20 protein-coding genes are annotated in these 18,017 nt (G+C 67.9%); 8 read left to right on the plus strand and 12 right to left on the minus strand.

All coding sequences use genetic code 11. From position 1 onward, the window contains the following. Positions 1–92: 92 nt before the first annotated feature. The 6 genes from kynA to BLQ28_RS00625 form a co-directional block, all read right to left on the minus strand. The gene (gene kynA, locus BLQ28_RS00600; RefSeq protein WP_093236633.1) at positions 93–953 is read right to left on the minus strand and encodes a tryptophan 2,3-dioxygenase; all 861 of its coding nucleotides are present in this window, start codon (positions 951–953) and stop codon (positions 93–95) included. Further along, the gene (gene kynU, locus BLQ28_RS00605) at positions 950–2,227 is read right to left on the minus strand and encodes a kynureninase (protein WP_093236634.1); all 1,278 of its coding nucleotides are present in this window, start codon (positions 2,225–2,227) and stop codon (positions 950–952) included. The genes kynA and kynU overlap by 4 nt, the downstream gene beginning before the upstream one ends. 10 nt (positions 2,228–2,237) lie before the next feature. Then, positions 2,238–2,888 (minus strand): arylformamidase, encoded by a 651-nt coding sequence (gene kynB, locus BLQ28_RS00610; protein WP_093236635.1) that lies wholly within the window; start codon positions 2,886–2,888, stop codon positions 2,238–2,240. 75 nt (positions 2,889–2,963) lie between these two features. Beyond that, a complete protein-coding gene (locus BLQ28_RS00615) occupies positions 2,964–3,278 on the minus strand; it encodes a YkgJ family cysteine cluster protein (RefSeq protein ID WP_093236636.1) in 315 nt (104 codons plus the stop codon). A gap of 25 nt (positions 3,279–3,303) precedes the next feature. After that, the gene (gene argF / locus BLQ28_RS00620) at positions 3,304–4,236 is read right to left on the minus strand and encodes an ornithine carbamoyltransferase (protein WP_093236637.1); all 933 of its coding nucleotides are present in this window, start codon (positions 4,234–4,236) and stop codon (positions 3,304–3,306) included. Further along, positions 4,233–5,441: an aspartate aminotransferase family protein gene (locus BLQ28_RS00625; RefSeq protein ID WP_093236638.1), complete on the minus strand. Its 1,209-nt coding sequence runs from the start codon at positions 5,439–5,441 to the stop codon at positions 4,233–4,235. The genes argF and BLQ28_RS00625 overlap by 4 nt, the downstream gene beginning before the upstream one ends. A gap of 161 nt (positions 5,442–5,602) precedes the next feature. On the opposite strand from BLQ28_RS00625, the gene BLQ28_RS00630 reads away from it, so the two are divergent. Further along, on the plus strand, positions 5,603–5,950 hold the full coding sequence (locus BLQ28_RS00630) for a DUF3579 domain-containing protein (RefSeq protein WP_093236639.1): 348 nt from the start codon (positions 5,603–5,605) through the stop codon (positions 5,948–5,950). 164 nt (positions 5,951–6,114) lie between these two features. On the opposite strand, the gene rpsT is transcribed toward BLQ28_RS00630, so the two are convergent. Further along, positions 6,115–6,429 (minus strand): 30S ribosomal protein S20, encoded by a 315-nt coding sequence (rpsT, locus tag BLQ28_RS00635; protein ID WP_007831346.1) that lies wholly within the window; start codon positions 6,427–6,429, stop codon positions 6,115–6,117. Positions 6,430–6,546: 117 nt separating this feature from the next. Here rpsT and murJ point away from each other — a divergent pair, with 117 nt between their 5' ends. The 7 genes from murJ (at position 6,547) to BLQ28_RS00670 (ending at position 13,413) form a co-directional block, all read left to right on the plus strand. Beyond that, positions 6,547–8,100, plus strand: coding sequence for a murein biosynthesis integral membrane protein MurJ (gene murJ, locus BLQ28_RS00640; RefSeq protein WP_093236640.1), 1,554 nt, complete (start codon positions 6,547–6,549; stop codon positions 8,098–8,100). Between the two features lie 62 nt (positions 8,101–8,162). Further along, the gene (locus tag BLQ28_RS00645; RefSeq protein WP_093236641.1) at positions 8,163–9,014 is read left to right on the plus strand and encodes a SirB1 family protein; all 852 of its coding nucleotides are present in this window, start codon (positions 8,163–8,165) and stop codon (positions 9,012–9,014) included. Further along, positions 9,014–9,442: a bleomycin resistance protein gene (locus BLQ28_RS00650; protein WP_093236642.1), complete on the plus strand. Its 429-nt coding sequence runs from the start codon at positions 9,014–9,016 to the stop codon at positions 9,440–9,442. The genes BLQ28_RS00645 and BLQ28_RS00650 overlap by 1 nt, the downstream gene beginning before the upstream one ends. A 141-nt stretch (positions 9,443–9,583) precedes the next feature. Further along, positions 9,584–10,006: a YciI family protein gene (locus tag BLQ28_RS00655; protein ID WP_093236643.1), complete on the plus strand. Its 423-nt coding sequence runs from the start codon at positions 9,584–9,586 to the stop codon at positions 10,004–10,006. 28 nt (positions 10,007–10,034) lie between these two features. Next, positions 10,035–10,469, plus strand: coding sequence for a YciI family protein (locus BLQ28_RS00660; RefSeq protein ID WP_093236644.1), 435 nt, complete (start codon positions 10,035–10,037; stop codon positions 10,467–10,469). A 2-nt stretch (positions 10,470–10,471) separates the two neighbouring features. Continuing rightward, on the plus strand, positions 10,472–11,758 hold the full coding sequence (locus BLQ28_RS00665) for an RNA polymerase sigma factor (protein WP_176800972.1): 1,287 nt from the start codon (positions 10,472–10,474) through the stop codon (positions 11,756–11,758). 47 nt (positions 11,759–11,805) lie between these two features. Next, positions 11,806–13,413, plus strand: a complete 1,608-nt coding sequence (locus tag BLQ28_RS00670; protein WP_176800973.1) for a M14 family metallopeptidase — start codon at positions 11,806–11,808, stop codon at positions 13,411–13,413. Between the two features lie 27 nt (positions 13,414–13,440). Here the strand turns inward: BLQ28_RS00670 and BLQ28_RS00675 are convergent, their stop codons facing one another. The 5 genes from BLQ28_RS00675 to purM form a co-directional block, all read right to left on the minus strand. Beyond that, on the minus strand, positions 13,441–14,448 hold the full coding sequence (locus tag BLQ28_RS00675) for a GlxA family transcriptional regulator (RefSeq protein WP_093236647.1): 1,008 nt from the start codon (positions 14,446–14,448) through the stop codon (positions 13,441–13,443). After that, positions 14,406–15,032: a DJ-1/PfpI family protein gene (locus tag BLQ28_RS00680; protein WP_093236648.1), complete on the minus strand. Its 627-nt coding sequence runs from the start codon at positions 15,030–15,032 to the stop codon at positions 14,406–14,408. Before BLQ28_RS00680 ends, BLQ28_RS00675 begins: the two co-directional genes overlap by 43 nt. Beyond that, the gene (locus BLQ28_RS00685) at positions 15,029–15,601 is read right to left on the minus strand and encodes a cysteine hydrolase family protein (RefSeq protein ID WP_093236649.1); all 573 of its coding nucleotides are present in this window, start codon (positions 15,599–15,601) and stop codon (positions 15,029–15,031) included. Before BLQ28_RS00685 ends, BLQ28_RS00680 begins: the two co-directional genes overlap by 4 nt. A gap of 150 nt (positions 15,602–15,751) precedes the next feature. Continuing rightward, a complete protein-coding gene (locus BLQ28_RS00690) occupies positions 15,752–16,846 on the minus strand; it encodes an AI-2E family transporter (RefSeq protein ID WP_093236650.1) in 1,095 nt (364 codons plus the stop codon). A gap of 48 nt (positions 16,847–16,894) precedes the next feature. Further along, positions 16,895–17,935 carry a phosphoribosylformylglycinamidine cyclo-ligase gene (purM, locus tag BLQ28_RS00695; protein WP_093236651.1) on the minus strand — a complete coding sequence of 347 codons (1,041 nt, stop codon included), beginning with the start codon at positions 17,933–17,935 and terminating at the stop codon, positions 16,895–16,897. Positions 17,936–18,017: the final 82 nt, after the last annotated feature.

Here is an 18,017-nt window from a genome sequence, read left to right on the forward strand (position 1 = left end):
GCAGAACGACGAATCGCATCGCCTTGTCGAGTCTTGAAGTGCTGGTGCCGCGCGGATTGTAGGAGCCGTCGGTGCGCGCGGCCTTCAGGTTGCTACAGGTCGGTGCGCAGCTTCCAGATTTCGGGGAACAGCACCACGTCGAGCATCTTGCGCAGGTAGCTCACGCCGCCGGTGCCGCCGGTACCGCGCTTGAAGCCGATCACGCGCTCGACGGTCGTCACGTGGCGGAAGCGCCAGAGTCGGAAGGCGTCTTCGAGGTCGGTGAGTTTTTCGCCGAGCTGGTACAGGTCCCAGTGGTCGTGCGGGTTTCGATAGACGATGAGCCATGCGGCCTCGACGCCATCGCTGACTTCGTAAGGCTGGGTCCAGTCGCGTTTCAGCCGGTCGATGGGCACCGGCAGGCCGTGGCGTGCCAGCAGGCGCAGCGACTCGTCGTACAGCGAAGGCGCACGGTAGGCCGCATCGACCTGCGCCAGCAGATCGGCACGGTGCGCGTGCGGCTTGAGCATGGCGGCGTTCTTGTTGCCGAGCGCGAATTCGATGCAGCGGTACTGCGCGCTCTGGAAGCCGCTGGAGTTGGCAAGGTAGGGGCGCATCGCCGTGTACTCGGGCGGCGTCATGGTCGACAGCACGGTCCATGCGCTCACCAGCTGTTCCATGATGCGGCTCACGCGGGCGAGCATCTTGAAGGCGTCGGCCAGCTTCTCTTCGGCGATGCAGGCGGTGGCGGCGTGCAGCTCGTGCAGCATCAGCTTCATCCAGAGCTCGCTGGTCTGGTGCTGCACGATGAAGAGCATCTCGTCGTGCGCGGGCGACAGCGGATGCTGGGCGTTGAGGATCTCGTCGAGGTGCAGATAGTCGCCGTAGCTCATGGACTTGCTGAAGTCCAGCTGCGCCTTTTCTTCGTGAACGATGTTCTCGAGGCTTTTCGCGGGGCTCTTGTCGGCGGTCATGTCACTGCGTTCTTGCGGTTGAATTCAGCGCGTCGCCACTCGCCGGTTTCGAGCACCTGCACGAGATGCTCGACCGAGTTCCACACGTCCTCGAAGCCGATGTACAGCGGCGTGAAGCCGAAGCGCAGGATGTCGGGCATCTGCGAATCGCCGGCGCGATAGTCGCCGATCACGCCGCGCGCGATCAGCGCCTGCACGATGGCGTAGGCGCCTTCTTCGCGGCTGAGGCACACCTGCGAGCCGCGCAGCGCGTGGTCACGCGGCGTGACGAGCGAGAGGCCCTGGCCGGCGCAGCGCTCCTCGACCAGCTGGATGAACAGATCGGTGAGCGCGAGCGACTTGGCGCGCAGCGCGGACATCGCACCGTTGCCGCCGTTGAAGGCCTCGGCTGCGAGCACCGTATCGAGGCCGCATTCGAGCCCCGCCAGCGCAATGATCGGCTGCGTGCCGCAGAGGTAACGGCCCACGCCCGGTGCGGGCCGGTAGTGCGGCGTGAACTCGAAGGGCGCCGCATGGCCCCACCAGCCCGAAAGCGGTTGCTCGAACTGGCCGGCGTGCCGCGCGTTGACCCATGCGAAGGCCGGGGCGCCCGGGCCGCCGTTCAGGTACTTGTAGCCGCAGCCGATCGCGTAGTCAGCGTTGCTGTCGTTCAGGGCCACCGGCACGGCGCCCGCGCTGTGCGCGAGATCCCACACCGCGAGGGCGCCCACGGCGTGGGCGGCGGTGGTGATGGCCTTCATGTCGTGCATGGCGCCGGTGCGGTAGTTGACGTGCGTGAGCATCAGCACGGCCACTTCGTCGGTGAGCACACCGGGCAACTCGCTTGCTTCGATCAGCTTGAGCGTGAAGCCGCGCTCGCGGCACAGCGACTCGGCGATGTAGAGGTCGGTCGGGAAGTTGCTGCGCTCGCTGATGACCAGCTTGCGGCCGCTGTCTTTTTGCTGCGAGAGCGCCGCGAACAGCACCTTGTAGAGGTTCACCGAAGTGCTGTCGGTGCACACCACTTCGCCGGGCGCGGCACCGATCAGGCGGGCCACCTTGTCGCCCAGGCGCTGCGGCAGGTCGAACCAGCTCGCGGTGTTCCACGAGCGGATCAGGCCTTCGCCCCATTCCTTCGTCACCACTTCGGCGATGCGCGCCGGCGCGGCCTTGGGCATCACGCCGAGCGAGTTGCCGTCGAGGTACAGCACGTCCCCGGGGATGGTGAATTGGTCGCGCAAGGCGCGCAGCGGGTCTTGCGCGTCGAGCGCGCGGCAGTCTGCAAGGGTCGTCATGGTGGAGGTTTCAGCGAGGAAGTTCGCGCAGCACGGCGCGAACGGGGGAGGCATCGGCGCTGACCAGCTTGAGCGGCAGCGCGATGAGTTCGTAGTCGCCCTCGGGCACGTCGTCGAGCACAAGGTTCTCGAGCACGCGCAGGTCGAGGCGGCGGATGCGTTGGTGGCTTTCCAGCGTCTTGCTGTCGGCCGGGTCGATGCTGGCGGTGTCGATGCCGATGAGCTTCACGCCCATGGCCGCGAGGCGCTCGACGGTGGCGGGTGCGTAGGCCGCGAGTTGCGGGTCCCAGCGGTCCACCGGCATGGCGGTGTAGGTGCGCACCAGCACGCGCTGCGGCAGGTCGCTGTCGACGGCGTGGGCAATGTGCTCCCACTCGATCAGCGGGCCCTTGTCGATCGCGTGGATCACGCGGCAGGGGCCGAGGAAGGGCGTGAGGTCGACATGGCCGATGGTCTGGCCGTCGGGGTCGTAGTGCAGCGGTGCATCGGCGTGCGCGCCGACGTGGGGCGAGAGCTTGATCTCGCTGACGTTCACCGGGCAGCCTGGCGAAATGGTCGCGGCCCAGCGCTGCTGGTAGGGCGTGTCGCCGGGAAACACCGGCGCGCCTCCATGCACGGGCGGCGAAATGTCCCAGATGCGTTGCTGATGTGATGGAGCCATGGCGCGAAGGTAGCGCCGGGCGAGGCGTCGTGGTGTCGGTTATTTCCAACACCGAACGTCACGAGATGAACCGGCTCAGTGCAGAGGCGACAGCGCCGGCAGCCCGTGCCGTGCCCGGGCCCGTTCGCAGGCGTCGCTGCCGGACTGCAGCTCGTGGCAGGGGTTGGGGCGCCATTCGTAGATGCCGCAGCTCACGGCCTGGCCGATCTTGCCGGTGAGGGCGGCGCAGCGCATCGGCGTGTGGTCGGTGCCGCGCATGCGGCAGATGGCGTCGTTCACCTCGACGGCGAGGCCTGAAGGCACCTTGCCGCCGTTGTCGTCGAGTTCGTGCACGCTGAAATCGACACGGTAGGCGGCGCAGCAGGCGCCGCATTGCTGGCAATCGGACATGCGGCTGCGCCCTTGGCCCGGAAGATCAGAGCCTGCCGAGCAGGAGGAACTCCATCAGCGCCTTCTGCGCGTGCAGGCGGTTCTCGGCCTCGTCCCACACCACCGACTGCGGCCCGTCGATGACCTCGGCCTGCACTTCCTCGCCGCGGTGGGCGGGCAGGCAGTGCATGAAGAGGGCGCCGGGCTGGGCGATGCGCATCATGTCTTCATCGACGCACCAGTCGGCAAAGGCCTTGCGGCGGGCCTCGTTCTCGGCTTCGTAGCCCATGCTGGTCCACACGTCGGTGGTGACGAGGTCGGCGCCGCGGCAGGCTTCCATCGGGTCCTTGAAGACCTTGTAGCTGTCGCCCGAGCGGATGCCGGCGATCGACTGGTCGACCTCGTAGCCGCTGGGCGTGCTCACATGCACCGTGAAGCCCAGGATCTCGGCCGCCTGCAGCCAGGTGTTGGCCATGTTGTTGCCGTCGCCCACCCAGGCCACCGTCTTGCCCTGGATCGAGCCGCGGTGCTCGATGTAGGTGAAGATGTCCGCCAGGATCTGGCAGGGGTGGAACTCGTTGGTCAGGCCGTTGATGACGGGCACGCGCGAGTGCGCGGCGAAGGCATCGATCTTGGTCTGCTCGTAGGTGCGGATCATCACGATGTCGACCATGCGGCTGATGACCTTGGCGCTGTCCTCGATGGGCTCGGCGCGGCCCAACTGGCTGTCGCCGGTGGTCAGGTGCACCACGCTGCCGCCGAGTTGGTACATGCCGGCCTCGAAGCTCACGCGGGTGCGCGTGCTGGCCTTCTCGAAGATCATGGCCAGCGTGCGGTCGACCAGCGGCTGGTGCTTTTCGTAGGTCTTGAACTTCTTCTTGATGATCGCCATGCGATCGAAGAGGTAGGCGTACTCGTCGGCGGTGAAGTCGGCGAACTGCAGGTAGTGCCGGATGGTGTTCGCGGTGGCGGTCGTCATTGGGGTGCGGGCTCCGACAGGAAGGCTTTGACGATGGGCGCGAGGATGGCGACGATCTCGTCGGCCTCGGCAATGCTCAGGATGAGCGGGGGCACGAGGCGGATCACCTTGTCGGCCGTCACGCTCAGCAGCAGGCCGGCGTCGCAGGCGCGGTTCAGGATCACGCCGCAGGGCCGGTCGAGCTCGATGCCGATCATCAGGCCCTGGCCGCGGATTTCCTTCACGCCGGGCAGGCTGCCGATCTCGCGCTCCAGCGCGGCCTTCAGGTGCGCGCCCACGGTGGCGGCGTTGTCGAGCAGCTTGTGCTCTTCCATGATGCGGATGGTCTCGACACCGGCACGCATCGCGAGCGGGTTGCCGCCGAAGGTGGTGCCGTGGTTGCCCGGGCCGAAGATGTTGGCGGCCTTGGGGCCGGCCACCACGGCGCCGATCGGCACGCCCGAGCCCAGGCCCTTGGCCAGCGGCATCACGTCGGGCTTGATGCCCGCCCACTGGTGGGCGAACCACTTGCCGGTGCGGCCCATGCCGCATTGCACTTCGTCGATCATCATGAGCCAGTCGCGCTCGTCGCACAGCTGGCGCACCTGCTTGAGGTAATCGACGCGCATCGGGTTGATGCCGCCTTCGCCCTGGATGGTCTCGAAGAACACGGCGACCACGTTCGGGTTGCCTTCGGTCGCCTTCTTGAGCGCCTCGATGTCGTTCAGCGGCACGCGGATGAAGCCCTCGACCAGCGGGCCGAAGCCGGCCTGCACCTTGGGGTTGCCGGTGGCCGACAGGGTCGCGATGCTGCGGCCGTGGAAGGCGGCTTCGTAGACGACGATCTCGGGGCGCTCGATGCCCTTGTCATGGCCGAACTTGCGGGCCAGCTTCAGGGCCGCTTCGTTGGCTTCGAGGCCGGTGCAGCAGAAAAACGCGTTGGTCAGGCCCGAAATTTCGGTCAGCTTGGTGGCGAGCTGCTCCTGGCCGGTCACGTGGTAGTAGTTGGAGCTGTGGATCAGCTTGGTCAGCTGGTCCTGCAGGGCGGGCACCAGCTCGGGGTGGTTGTGACCCAGCGTGTTGACGGCGATGCCGCCCAGACCGTCGATGTAGGCCTTGCCCGTGGTGTCCCAGACTCGGCAGCCCTGGCCGTGCGACAGTGCGATCGGCAGGCGACCGTAGGTGTTCATGACGTGGGGCGAGGTGGGCTGGGCGGTAGCGCTCATTCGGGTTCTCCAGATAGGGAACGCGGATTCTAGGCGTGCGGTTTGACGGCTTCGTTGAGGATTCCGCATTACAGCAATGCCCCATGTTCAGGATGCAAAAAGTAGCGCGGATAGAATCGCTTGCTGCACCGCAGCACCTGCTTCGGGCGCCTCATTCAACGATGATTTCCCCCACTGCCAAAGAAATCTTCATCCAGGGCATCACGCACGATGGCCGGACTTTCCGCCCCAGCGACTGGGCCGAGCGGCTTGCCGGTGTCATGAGCTCCTTCCGTCCCGGTGGTGCCTTTCCGGGCAGCTACCTGAGCTACTCGCCCTGGTGCGTGCCGACCACCATCAACAACGTGAAGTGCGTGGTGGTGAACCGTGCCCTGCGCGACGCCGAGCCCATGGCCTGGGACTTCTGCGTGAACTTCGCCCGGGACAACGATCTCCAGGTGGCCGAGGCCTGCCTCGTGCCCGACACGCCGCCTCCACCCAACGCTGCGCTCCCACCCAAAAAGGCCTGACTGACAGGCCTTTTTCTTTGAGGCCTTTTTCTTTGGCCGAATCCGGCGCAGGAATCGAACGGGCATGAAAAAACCGCCCGAAGGCGGTTTTTTGCACTTTGCTGCAGCGCACCCCGATCAAACGGCGGACCGGAGGATTCCGGTCCGGGCTTGCCTGACAGGTGTCAGGCGGCGGCCTTTTCAGGCGCGAGGGCGAGGGCCTTGACCTTGGCCGACAGGCGGCTCTTGTCGCGGGCTGCCTTGTTCTTGTGGAAGATGCCCTTGTCGGCGACGGTGTCGACGATGCTCTGGGCCTTCGCGAACAGTTCGCTTGCCTTGGTCTTGTCGCCAGCCAGAACAGCCTTTTCGACGTTCTTGACAGCGGTACGGTATTTGGAGCGCAGCGAGGTGTTCGCAGCGTTGAGCTTGGTGTCCTGGCGGACGCGCTTACGGCCGGAGGCGAGGCGCGGGTTCTTTTTCTTGGGCTTGGCGGATGCCATGATTTAGTTCCTTAGGTGTCTGAGGATGATGCAGCAAAGCCCTCCATTATAGGCCGGGTTGCCAATTCCTCCGAATTGCCCCATTTGGCGGCCTTTGCGGGCCCTACACTCGCCCCCGTGTCCCTGCTCAAATCCGCCTCCACCGTCTCCCTGCTGACTCTCGCATCGCGGATCACGGGCCTTGTACGCGACGTGCTGTTTGCCTCGGTTTTCGGCGTCAGCGCGCTGACCGATGCCTTCAACGTCGCATTCCGCATCCCGAACCTGTTCCGCCGGGTCTTCGGCGAAGGCGCCTTCAGCCAGGCTTTCGTGCCGGTGCTGGCCGGGCGCAAGACCGAAGCGGGCGACGAGGGCGCCCGGCAGCTGATCGACCACGTCGCCACGCTGCTGACCTGGACGCTGGTGGTGGTCTGCGTGGTGGGCGTGGCGGCCGCGCCGCTGATGGTCTGGGCCATGGCCAGCGGGCTGGCCGGCTTCGATTCGGCGGTCGTCATGACGCGCTGGATGTTTCCGTACATCGGCTTCATGTCGCTGGTGGCGCTGGCGGGCGGCATTCTCAATACGTGGCGCAAGTTCGCGGTGCCGGCGGCGTCGCCGGTGCTGCTGAACATCGCGCTCATCCTGTCGATCGTGATTGGCGCGCCGCTGTTCCGCAGGTATGGCATCGAGCCGATCTATGCGCAATGCGTGGGCGTGATGCTCGGCGGCGTGCTGCAGCTGGGCCTGCAGATTCCGGCGCTGCGCGCGCTGGGCCTGATGCCGCGCATCGGCACCAGCTTCAAGGCGCTGGGCACCGCCTGGAAAGATCCCACCACGCGCAAGGTGATGAAGCTCATGCTGCCCGCCTTGCTGGGCGTGAGCGTGGCGCAGATATCGCTGCTCATCAACACGCAGATCGCGTCGCACCTTGCCACGGGCAGCGTGACCTGGGTGACCAACGCCGACCGCCTGATGGAGTTCCCGACCGCCATGCTGGGCGTGGCGCTGGGCGTGGTGCTGATGCCGCAACTGGCCGGTGCCCGCGCCGCCAAGGACGACGCGCGCTATTCGTCGCTGCTCGACTGGGGCCTGCGCCTCGTGGTGCTGCTCTCGGCGCCGTGCGCCGTTGCGCTGCTGCTTTTCGCGCAGCCGCTGGTGGCCGTGCTGTTCCACAACGGCGCCTACCCCGACGACGCCGTGCGACGCACCGCGCTGGCGCTGACGGGCTACGGCGTCGGGCTGATCGGCCTCGTGGCCGTGAAGGTGCTGGCGCCCGGCTACTACGCCAAGCAGGACACGCGCACACCCATGCTGATCGCCGTGGGCGTGCTCGTCTTCACCCAGGTCCTCAATTTCTTCCTCGTGCCGGTGCTGCAGCACGCGGCGCTGACCCTGACCATCGCCATCGGTGCGCTGGTCAACGCGACGTGGCTGCTGGTCGGCCTGATCCGCCGCGGCAGCTACAAGCCCGAGCCGGGCTGGGGCAAGTTTGCGCTGCAGGTGCTGGCGGGTGCGCTGGCGCTGGCGGCCTTGCTGGCGTGGGGCACGCACCACTTCGACTGGATCGGCCTGCGCGGCCAGCCGCTGTACCGCATCGGCCTGCTCGCCGCGCTGATCGCCGGCTCGGCGTTGCTCTATTTCGCGGTGCTCACGGCCGTTGGCGTGCGCCCCCGCAGTTTCCTGCGTCGCTGAGGCTTCGCGCGAGCCGGAAAACACTGCCTTGACGCTCCCGGCGGGCTCCTCTACAAAGACACATGACGTTCAGCTTTCAGGTTCCTACCGCACTGGAATATTTCGAGTCGCTCGTCCGCAGCGACGAGCAGTTTCCATTGCTCGAAGCCGCCGCCAGCCTCGCGCAGGACGAGTACCCCGAGCTCGACGTGCAACAGGTGCTCGGCGATGTCGACCAGTTGCTGGCCCGCCTCAAGCGCCGCCTGCCGGCCGACGCCGCACCGCTGGCCCGGCTGCGCGCGCTCAACCAGTTCTTCTTCAATGACCTGAACTTCGGCGGCAACGTCAACGACTACTACGACCCCGACAACAGCTACCTGAACGCCGTGCTGCGCACCCGCCGCGGCATTCCGATCTCGCTGGCGGTGCTGTGGATGGAGCTGGCGCAGGGCCTGGGCCTGCAGGCGCGGGGCATCGGTTTTCCGGGCCACTTCATGCTCAAGGTGACCTTGCCCAAGGGGCAGGTCGTGATCGACCCCTTCACCGGCAAGTCGCTCTCGCGCGAGGAACTGGGCGAGCGGCTGGAACCCTACAAGCGCAGCAATGGCCTCGTCGGCGATTTCGACGTGCCGCTGGGCCTGTACCTGCAGCCCGCCAGTTCGCGCGAGATCATCGCCCGCATGCTGCGCAACCTGAAGGAAGTGCACCACGCGCAAGAAGACTGGCCGCGCGTCATTGCCGTGCAAGACCGCCTGATCGCGCTGCTGCCCAACGCCTGGGGCGAGTACCGCGACCGCGGCGTGGCGCATGCGGAGCAGGGCAACACGGTGTTTGCGGTGCGCGACCTCGAAACCTACCTGTCGAATGCCGAAGACGCCCTCGACATCGACGCGATCGCCGAGCGCGTCGCCACCCTGCGCCGAATGGCCAGCTGATGGACACCAAGGCCGGCGTCATTCCGGCACCCGACCTGGGCACCCTGCATGAATTCCATGGTGTGCAGCCGGTGCTGCCGGTGTCGGACGTCTCGCGCGCCGCGCGCTGGTTTCGTGACGTGCTGGGCTTCGAGCTCGATTTCATCGCCGGCGAACCGCCCAGCTACGCCCGCGTGAAGAAGGGCGACCGCAGCTACGGCGACCCGGTCTACCTGCGCCTTTGGCAATGCAACACCCGCGAAGCCCGGCCCTGGCGCGGCGAAATCGTGATCCACGTGGGCAAGGACATCGACGGCCTGCACGCCGCCTACGTGAAGCGCGGCGTGACCGTGATCGAGCGACCGGTTTCCCAGCCCTGGGGGCTGCGCGAATTCGCGATCCGCGAGCCCGACGGGCACGTGCTGCGCTTCTGCGGCTACCTGCCCTGAGCGCGGCCAAGTTTTTGAAACATAAGATTACAAATAGATCGGCGTGATCGTGTCGATCCGCCTTGCGCTCGCGCGACGTGTGAACAGGAGCACGCGATTTTCAGCGTCTCCCGACCCTCATCAACCTTCAGGAGAAACACCATGCGATTCATGATTCTGGTCAAGGCCAACAAGGATTCCGAAGCGGGCGTCATGCCCAGCACCGAGATCCTCACCGAGATGGGCAAGTTCAACGAAGAACTGGTCAAGGCCGGCGTGCTGCTGGCGGGCGAAGGACTGCACCCGAGTTCCAGGGGCGCCCGCGTGCGCTGCGAAGGCTTGAAGCGCACCGTCATCGACGGTCCGTTCGCCGAAACCAAGGAGCTGCTCGCCGGCTTCTGGCTGCTGCAGGTCAAGTCGAAGGAAGAAGCCATCGAGTGGATCAAGCGCAGCCCCTTCCAGGAAGGCGAGATCGAGATCCGCCAGGTGTTCGAGGCCACGGACTTCGGCGATTCGATGACGCCCGAGCTGCTCGCGCAGGAAGAGCGCCTGCGCGCCGAGTCCGCCGCCAAGGCCGGCCGCTGAGCCTCGCACCGCACAAGGAGACATTGCCATGCGATTCATGCTGCTGATGATTCCCCACGGCTACGAAACCGCCGCGCCCGGCACCATGCCCGAAGACCTCGACGCAATGACCGCGATGATGGCCTACAACGAATCCCTGCAGAAAGCGGGCGTGCTGATCAGCTGCGACGGCCTGCACCCACCTTCGATGGGCGCGCGCGTGAGCTTCAAGGGCCGCAAGCCGAAGATCGTCGACGGGCCATTCGCCGAAGCCAAGGAAGTGCTTGGCGGCTTCTGGATCATCGACGTGGCCTCCCGCGCCGAAGCCATCGAATGGGCCGCACGCTGCCCCGGTGGCGAGAACGAAGTCATCGAGGTGCGCCAGGTGCAGGAGCTCGAAGACTTCTCGCCCGACCTGCAGGCTGTGGCCGGCACCTTCCCTTCGATGCAGACCGTGTCCGAGGACCAGAAAAAGAAGGGTTGAGCGTGGCGACCCGCGACGCCGGCGCCATCCATCGCGCGATCGAGGCGGTCTGGCGGATCGAGTCCGCGAAGATCATCGCCACGGTCGCGCGCATGGTGCGCGACGTCGGCCTGGCCGAAGAGCTTGCGCAAGACGCGCTCGTTTCGGCCCTCGAGCAATGGCCCGAAGAAGGCGTGCCCGACAACCCCGCCGCCTGGCTCACGCAAGTGGCCAAGCACCGCGCCCTCGACCGCCTGCGCCGCGGCCAGCTGGCCGAGCGCAAGGCGCCCGAGATCGGCCGCGAACTCGACGCGCAGCACGAGATGGCGCAAGCCGACTTCGCCGAAGCGGTCGATGCCGCGCTCGACGACGACATCGGCGACGACCTGCTGCGGCTGGTCTTCACCGCCTGCCACCCGGTGCTGTCGACCGAGGCGCGCGTGGCGCTCACGCTGCGGCTGATGGGCGGCCTGACCACCGACGAAATCGCCCGCGCCTTCCTCGTGCCCGAAGCCACGGTGGCGCAGCGCATCGTGCGTGCCAAGCGCACGCTGGCCGAAGCGCGCGTGCCCTTCGAGGTGCCGCGCCGGCATGAACTCGAAGCGCGGCTCGCATCGGTGCTCGAAGTGCTCTACCTGATCTTCAACGAAGGCTACGCCGCCACCGCCGGCGACGACTGGATGCGCCCCGCGCTGTGCGACGAAGCCCTGCGCCTGGGGCGCATCGTGGCCGAGTTGGTGCCCGGCGAGGCCGAGGTGCACGGACTGGTGGCGCTGATGGAAATCCAGGCCTCCCGCATGGCCGCGCGCGTGGGCGCCTCGGGCGAGCCGGTGCTGCTGCTCGAACAGAACCGGGCGCGCTGGGACCAGATGCTGATCCGCCGTGGCTTTGCCGCACTCGCGCGCGCCGAATCGCTCGGTGGCGCCTTCGGTCCCTATGCGCTGCAGGCCGCCATTGCCGCCTGCCACGGTCGCGCACGCACCGCCGGCGAAACCGACTGGCCGCGCATCGCCGCGCTCTACGACGCGCTGGCCGAGCTGTCGCCGTCGCCCATCGTCGAGCTCAACCGCGCGGTTGCGCTGTCGATGGCCTTCGGGCCCGCCGCCGGGCTGGAGGTGGTGGACGCGCTGATGGGCGAGACCGCGCTGCAGGGCTACCACCTGCTGCCGACCGTGCGCGGCGACCTGCTTTTCAAGCTCGGCCGCCTCGACGAGGCGCGCAAGGAATTCGACCGCGCCGCCTCGCTCACCCGCAACACGCGCGAACGGGCGCTGCTGCTGGCGCGCGCACGGGCATGCACCCCGAACTGAACGCCTGCTGAAGCCGCGGCAGCCTGGGCGAGAGGAAAATGCGCGCCATGCGCCGCATCCTTCCCTTCCGCTTCCTGTGCATCCTTGGCCTGACCTCGCTGTCGGCCGCATCGGCTTCGGCCCAGTTCGACCCTGCCAAGGTGTGGGTCGAGCCGCCGGCCATCGCGGCGCGCTTTCCCGATCCGCCCGTGAGCTACGCCACGCCGGGCTTTCGCGCCGGCCGCACCGATTTCGCTTCGCATGCCGAGGTGCTGGCCTTTCTCGATGAGCTGGCGCGCCAGTCGCCGAACGTGCGCGTCGAGCGCCTGGGCGTGTCGCAGCAGGGGCGCGAGATGCCGCTGGTGCTGCTTGCCGACCAGGGCCGCATCGATCCCGCGCGGCCCACTGTCATGGTGATCGGCCAGCAGCACGGCAACGAGCCGGCCGGCGGCGAAGCGGTGCTGGCCCTGGCGCAGCAGTTCGCCAGCGGGCCGGGCGCGGCGCTGCTGCAGAAGGTGAACCTCGTGCTGCTGCCGCGCGGCAACCCTGACGGCGCGGAGCATTTCACCCGCGTCACCGCCAACGGCATCGATGTGAACCGCGACCACCTGCTGCTTCGCACGCCCGAAGCCCGCCTGATCGCGGCGGCCACGCTGCGCTTTCGGCCGCAGGTGGTGCTCGACCTGCACGAGTTCACCGTCGGCGGCCGCTGGATCGACAAGTTCGGCGCGGTCATGAAGTACGACGGCCTGCTGCAGCCCGCCACCGTGGGCAACCTCGATGCCGCCATTGCCGCGAGCGCGCAGCGCGACTACATCGACGCCATCCAGGCCGCCTTCACACAGGCGGGGCTGCAGGGCTTCAAGTACCACACCACGTCGGGCGGCAAGAGCGCCGACCGCACTGTCTCGATGGGCGGCGTGCAGCCCGACACCGGCCGCAATGTGAGCGGCCTGCACCAGGCCGTGAGCCTGCTGCTGGAGGTGCGGGGCGTGGGGTTGGGCCGCGCGCATTTCGCCCGTCGCGTGTACACGCAGGTGCTGGCCGCCACCACCGTCATCGAGACGGCGGCGCGCCAGGGGCCGACGCTGATGCAGCTCACCGCGCAGGCCGGCCAGCGCGCCAAGGCCGACGCCTGCCACGGAGACCTCGTGGTCGAGGCCTGGCAGACGACGACGCGCCAGCGGCTGGACTTCCTCGATGCGAAGAGCGGGGAAGAAAAGGCGGTCGATGTCGAGTGGCGCGCTGCCGAGCCGCTGAAGATCGCCAATGCGCGCCCGCGCCCGTGCGGCTACCTGTTGGCGGCCAGTGAAACGGTGGCCGTGCAGCGGCTGCAGTTGCTGGGCGTGCGTGTCGAGCGCATCGACAGCGCCGCGCCTTGGCAGATCGAGCGCTACGAGATCCTGTCGCAGAGCGACGGCCAGCGGCAGGACGCGCGCGGCGCCATCGAGGATGGCGAGGCGATCCGCGCCTTCCGCGTGCGGCCAAGAATGGGCCGGGCCGTGATGCCGCCGGGCAGTTTCTATGTGTCGCTGGCGCAGCCGCTGTCCCCATTGATCAGCGCCGCGCTGGAGCCCGATTCGCAGAACAGCTATGCGGCCAACCGCCTGCTGGAGATCGGCGACGACAAGCTGCTGCGCGTACCCGGTCCCGCGCCCGCGGGCGTCTGGCACTGAGCGCCCTGGGCGCGTCCCTGACACCCGTCAGGTTTTCAGCGGCGAATTCGCCTCGGACGGCGACCCCGGCAAGCCGAACTGGTGCCACGCGCGACGCAACTGTGTGTCGGAGCCGAAGCCCGACAGCTCCGCCGCCCGCGTGACGTTCGCGCCCGAGGCCAGCGCCAGTTGCGCGGCCGCCAGCCGCAGCCGACGCAGGTATGCCAGCGGCGCCACGCCCGCATGCTCGACGAACAGGCGCGTGAGATGCCGCGCCGAGGTGTGCGCCACCTCCGCCATGCGCGGCACGCTCCACTCGGCCTGGGGCTGTTCGCTGACCGCGTCCTGCACCCGGTGCAGCGCGGCATGCAAGTGGTTGCGGTAGGCGAGAAAGGGCGACAGCTCCGGGTCTTGCGGGCCGCGCCGCAACGCCACCACCATGGTCTGCGCCACCTGGGCCGCGAGGGCTTCGCCGCAAATCTCGCCGATGCGGTGCAGCACGAGGTCGATGCCGGTCGTGACGCCCGCGCTGCTGTAGAGCGGCGGGTCGATCACGAAGACGCGGTTGGCCACCACGTCGCAGCGCGGCTCCACCGTGCGCAGTTCGTCCAGGTGATGGTGGTGCGTGGTGGCGCGCCGGCCCGCAAGCGCGCCGGCATGGGCCGCGAGCACGGCACCGGCGCAGATCGTCACCAGCTCCAGCCGATGGCGTTCGAAGCGCAGGCCGCGCAGCCAGTGCAACAGGTCTTGTGCTTCGGGGTTGTCGATGGCGATGCTGTTCCCGGGCAGGCCGACCAGCACCACCCAGGCGGGGCCGTCCCACTGCGTGGGCAGCGACGCCAGCCCGGCGAGCGCGACGCCGACCGAGCTGAGTGAATCGGGCCGGGGGCTCGCAAACTCGATCGCGAAGCGCTCGGGCTGGCCCACGGCGCGCAGCCGCTGGTTGGCGATGCGCAGCGCCTCGGCTGGCCCGGCCCAGTCGAGCACCAGGCTGCCGGGTAGGAGCGCGAAGACTACGCGGATGGGCTGTTGTTGCTGTTGTTGTTGCGGGTCCATGCGTAGTCCATCTGGCGTGCGGTGCGCTCGGCCAGTTCGCGCCCGGCAAGGCGTTCGACCAGGTGCAGGCTCATGTCGATGCCCGCGCTGATGCCGGCCGAGCTGACGACGCGGCCGCTGTCGACCCAGCGCACGCCTTCGCGCACGTCGAGCCGTGGAAACTGCGCGCGCAGGTCGGCGATGTCTTCCCAGTGCGTGGTGACCGCTTCGCGGGTGACCACGCCGCTTTTCGCGAGCAGGAAGGCGCCGGTGCAGACCGATGCCACGAGCTGTGCGCCGGCTGCGCTCTTCGCGATCCAGCGCAAGGTGTCGGGGCAGGCCATCGGCACGTCGACCACGCCACCGGGAACGATCAGCACGTCGGCTTTCGGGCTGTCTTCGAGTGTGTGGTCGGCCAGCAGGCGAAGGCCGGCGCGCGCCTGCACGGGCGATGCCTGTGCGACCGAGGCCACCTCGAACGGTGCGGCCGTGCCGGGTTGCATCCGCTGGCTGACGCGGCTGGCGGTGGTGAACACCTCGAAGGGACCGGCAAAGTCGAGCGCCTCGACGCCGTCGTAGGCCAGGATCAGCACGCGCAGGCTCATGCGCTGGCCCTCGCGCCGGCGCGTTCCAGCGCCTGCGCCACGCTGCAGACCGTCGCGAACCGGCCATGCAGCACGGCGGCGGTGCGCGCCTTGATGTCGGCGGCGGCCAGCGGCTGGCCATCGGGCTGGGTCATGTCGAAGGTGAGGGTGGCGTCGGTCACGTAGTCGACCTCCCAACCCAGGTCCGAGGCATGGCGCGTGGTGGTTTCACAGCACTGCTCGGTGCGGATGCCGCTCACGATCAGCCGGCCGATGCCGTTCTGCGTGAGCCAGATGTCGAGCCCGCTGTTGACCAGCGCGCTGTGCCGGTGCTTGGTGAAGGTGGCCGTGGCCTCGAAATCGGCCAGGCCCTCGATGGGCCGGATGTGGCCCGATTCGACCGCGAAGGGATTGCTCGCGTCGGCTGGTTCGTCGACATGGAAGATCCGCACGATCGGCGTGCCGGCGGCGACGCAGCCTGTGATGAGCGCGTTCTGCGCGGCGAGGTAGGGGGCGGCCTGGCGTTCGTCCCAATAGGGGCGCTGGCGAAACGACGCCTGGGCGTCAATCACAATCAGACAGGTTTTCATGGCGGTGGCTCGCAAGGGCGGAATGGATGATGGCGCCTATTCTTGTGCGTTGCCAGCCCGAGGGTCCGTTCGGGAGCGGACCAGAATCGATCAGATCAGGACATCGGGCCATCAAGCCATCGGGACGAAGCCCTGACGGCCGTGGCCCTTTCAGACCAGCGCCGCCGCCTGCAGCTCTTTCTTCAGGTACGCGTAGTACAGCGGCGCCGCCACCAGCCCGGCCGGGCCGAACACCGCCTCGGCCACGAACATCACGGCCAGCAGCTCCCACACGCTCATCTGCGTGCGCGCGCCCACCACCTTGGCGTTGATCACGTACTCGGCCTTGTGGATCACGATCAGGAAGATCAGGCAGGCCAGCGCCGTGACCGGCGACACCGACAGGCCCACCAGCGTGATGACCGAGTTACACACCAGGTTGCCCACGATCGGCACCAGCCCGGCCAGGAAGGTCAGCGTGATGAGCGCCGGCGTGTACGGCAGGTGCGCGCCCCACATCGGCATGATGAAGAGCAGAAAGATGGCCGTGAGCAGCGTGTTGAAGGCCGCGATCCAGAACTGGGCTGCCACGATCTGGCCGAAGGCCTCGCCGAAGGTTTCCACGCGCTGGTGCAGTTGTTCGGCCAACGGCTTGCGGCGCAGCGGGGCTTGCGCGACGGCGGCAAGGCTGCCGACGATCAGGCCCACATAGGAAAAGAGCAGCCCGTGCAGCCAGGCCCGCCCGGCCATGGCCAGCGAACCGGCCTGCGCGCGCAGGTAGTTGGCGATCACGCGCTGGATCTCGGCCGCGCCCTCGGGCAGGTACGCCGCGATCTCGCCCGGCAGCTTGGAGCGCAATTCGAGGATGGTGCGGGCCGTGTAGTCGAGCAGTTCGCGGTACTGGTCGGGCGCATCGACGATGTATTCGCGGGCCTGCGACAGCAGCAGCGTGACCAGCGCGATCGGGCCGAGCAGCACGAGGATGACGGCCAGCACGCCGGCCCAGCCCTCGGCGTGCTTGGCGAGCGGCGGAACGCGCTTGAGGCCGCTGGTCAGCACGCGCGCGAACCAGCGGGTGGCCAGGAAGCCGATGCAGACGCACAGCAGGCCCGGCAGCAGGTGTTCCCACATCACCAGCAGCAGCGTCCCCAGCATCAGCAGGTAGCTTGCGATCATCACGCCGCGCGAGGCTGTCACGCGGGGGATGGGGGCCGTGGAAGCCGCGGAAACGGCCGTCGTGGAGGGTTGTTGCGGCTTCTTGGCCATCCGGGGTGCGGGTGCTCTGCTCAGGAAAATGGACGGAGCAGCCGGCGGTCAGCCGACGACCACCGCGGCGCCTTCGCCGCGCGCGGCGATCACGCCGATTTCGTGCACCGTTTCACCGGCGGCGCGCAGGGTGGCGGCGCAGGCGGCGGCTTCGGCCGCGTCAATGACCACGACCATGCCGATGCCGTTGTTGAAGGTGCGGTTCATCTCGACGTCGTCGATGCCAGCCACCTTCTGCAGCCAGGCGAACAGCTCGGTCTGCGGCCAGCTGCCCTTCTTGAGGTGGGCGGCGGTGCCTTCGGGCAGCACGCGCGGGATGTTTTCGAGCAGGCCGCCGCCGGTGATGTGGGCCAGTGCCTTGATCGGGTGCTTGGCCAGCGCTTCGAGCACGGGCTTGACGTACAGGTGGGTGGGCTCCATCACGGCTTCGCGGAAGGGCTTGCCGTCGAGCGTGGCGGGCAGGTCGGCGCCTGCGCGCTCGATCACCTTGCGCACCAGGCTGAAGCCGTTGGAATGCACGCCGGCCGAGGCCAGGCCCAGCACCACGTCGCCGGGCTTGACGCTCTGGCCCGTGAGGATCTTCGATTTTTCGACCGCGCCGACCGCAAAGCCCGCCAGGTCGTATTCGCCGGCCGGGTACATGCCGGGCATTTCAGCGGTTTCACCGCCGATCAGCGCGCAGCCCGAAAGCTCGCAGCCGCGGGCGATGCCGCCAATGACCGCCGCGGCGGTGTCCACGTCCAGCTTGCCGCAGGCGAAGTAGTCGAGGAAGAAGAGGGGCTCGGCACCTTGCACCAGCACGTCGTTGACGCTCATGGCCACCAGGTCGATGCCGACGGTGTCGTGCATGTTCCATTCGAAAGCCAGCTTGAGCTTGGTGCCCACGCCGTCGGTGCCGCTCACCAGCACCGGCTCCTTGTAGCGCTTGGGCACTTCGAACAGGGCGCCGAAACCGCCGATGCCGGCCAGCACGCCTTCGCGCAGGGTCTTCTTTGCAAGGGGCTTGATGCGGTCGATCAGGGCGTCGCCAGCATCGATGTCGACACCTGCATCCTTGTAGCTGAGCGGGGTGGGCGTGGAGGAAGTCATGGGCGGTCGAGGTCGAGAAGGGGGCGAACAGAGGGCGAAGGGGAGGCGCCGGTAACCGAGGCGGCCGGGCCGATAGAATTCC

The organism is Variovorax sp. EL159 (assembly GCF_900100965.1).
In the GTDB taxonomy this organism is placed as follows: domain Bacteria; phylum Pseudomonadota; class Gammaproteobacteria; order Burkholderiales; family Burkholderiaceae_C; genus Variovorax.

Bases quoted from the DNA above. Each gene is read 5' to 3' on its own strand.
- kynA (WP_093236633.1), bottom strand. From the start codon at position 953: ATGACCGCCGACAAGAGCCCCGCGAAAAGCCTCGAGAACATCGTTCAC.
- kynU (WP_093236634.1), bottom strand. From the start codon at position 2,227: ATGACGACCCTTGCAGACTGCCGCGCGCTCGACGCGCAAGACCCGCTG.
- kynB (WP_093236635.1), bottom strand. From the start codon at position 2,888: ATGGCTCCATCACATCAGCAACGCATCTGGGACATTTCGCCGCCCGTG.
- BLQ28_RS00615 (WP_093236636.1), bottom strand. From the start codon at position 3,278: ATGTCCGATTGCCAGCAATGCGGCGCCTGCTGCGCCGCCTACCGTGTC.
- argF (WP_093236637.1), bottom strand. From the start codon at position 4,236: ATGACGACCGCCACCGCGAACACCATCCGGCACTACCTGCAGTTCGCC.
- BLQ28_RS00625 (WP_093236638.1), bottom strand. From the start codon at position 5,441: ATGAGCGCTACCGCCCAGCCCACCTCGCCCCACGTCATGAACACCTAC.
- BLQ28_RS00630 (WP_093236639.1), top strand. From the start codon at position 5,603: ATGATTTCCCCCACTGCCAAAGAAATCTTCATCCAGGGCATCACGCAC.
- rpsT (WP_007831346.1), bottom strand. From the start codon at position 6,429: ATGGCATCCGCCAAGCCCAAGAAAAAGAACCCGCGCCTCGCCTCCGGC.
- BLQ28_RS00645 (WP_093236641.1), top strand. From the start codon at position 8,163: ATGACGTTCAGCTTTCAGGTTCCTACCGCACTGGAATATTTCGAGTCG.
- BLQ28_RS00650 (WP_093236642.1), top strand. From the start codon at position 9,014: ATGGACACCAAGGCCGGCGTCATTCCGGCACCCGACCTGGGCACCCTG.
- BLQ28_RS00655 (WP_093236643.1), top strand. From the start codon at position 9,584: ATGCGATTCATGATTCTGGTCAAGGCCAACAAGGATTCCGAAGCGGGC.
- BLQ28_RS00660 (WP_093236644.1), top strand. From the start codon at position 10,035: ATGCGATTCATGCTGCTGATGATTCCCCACGGCTACGAAACCGCCGCG.
- BLQ28_RS00670 (WP_176800973.1), top strand. From the start codon at position 11,806: ATGCGCCGCATCCTTCCCTTCCGCTTCCTGTGCATCCTTGGCCTGACC.
- BLQ28_RS00675 (WP_093236647.1), bottom strand. From the start codon at position 14,448: ATGGACCCGCAACAACAACAGCAACAACAGCCCATCCGCGTAGTCTTC.
- BLQ28_RS00680 (WP_093236648.1), bottom strand. From the start codon at position 15,032: ATGAGCCTGCGCGTGCTGATCCTGGCCTACGACGGCGTCGAGGCGCTC.
- BLQ28_RS00685 (WP_093236649.1), bottom strand. From the start codon at position 15,601: ATGAAAACCTGTCTGATTGTGATTGACGCCCAGGCGTCGTTTCGCCAG.
- BLQ28_RS00690 (WP_093236650.1), bottom strand. From the start codon at position 16,846: ATGGCCAAGAAGCCGCAACAACCCTCCACGACGGCCGTTTCCGCGGCT.
- purM (WP_093236651.1), bottom strand. From the start codon at position 17,935: ATGACTTCCTCCACGCCCACCCCGCTCAGCTACAAGGATGCAGGTGTC.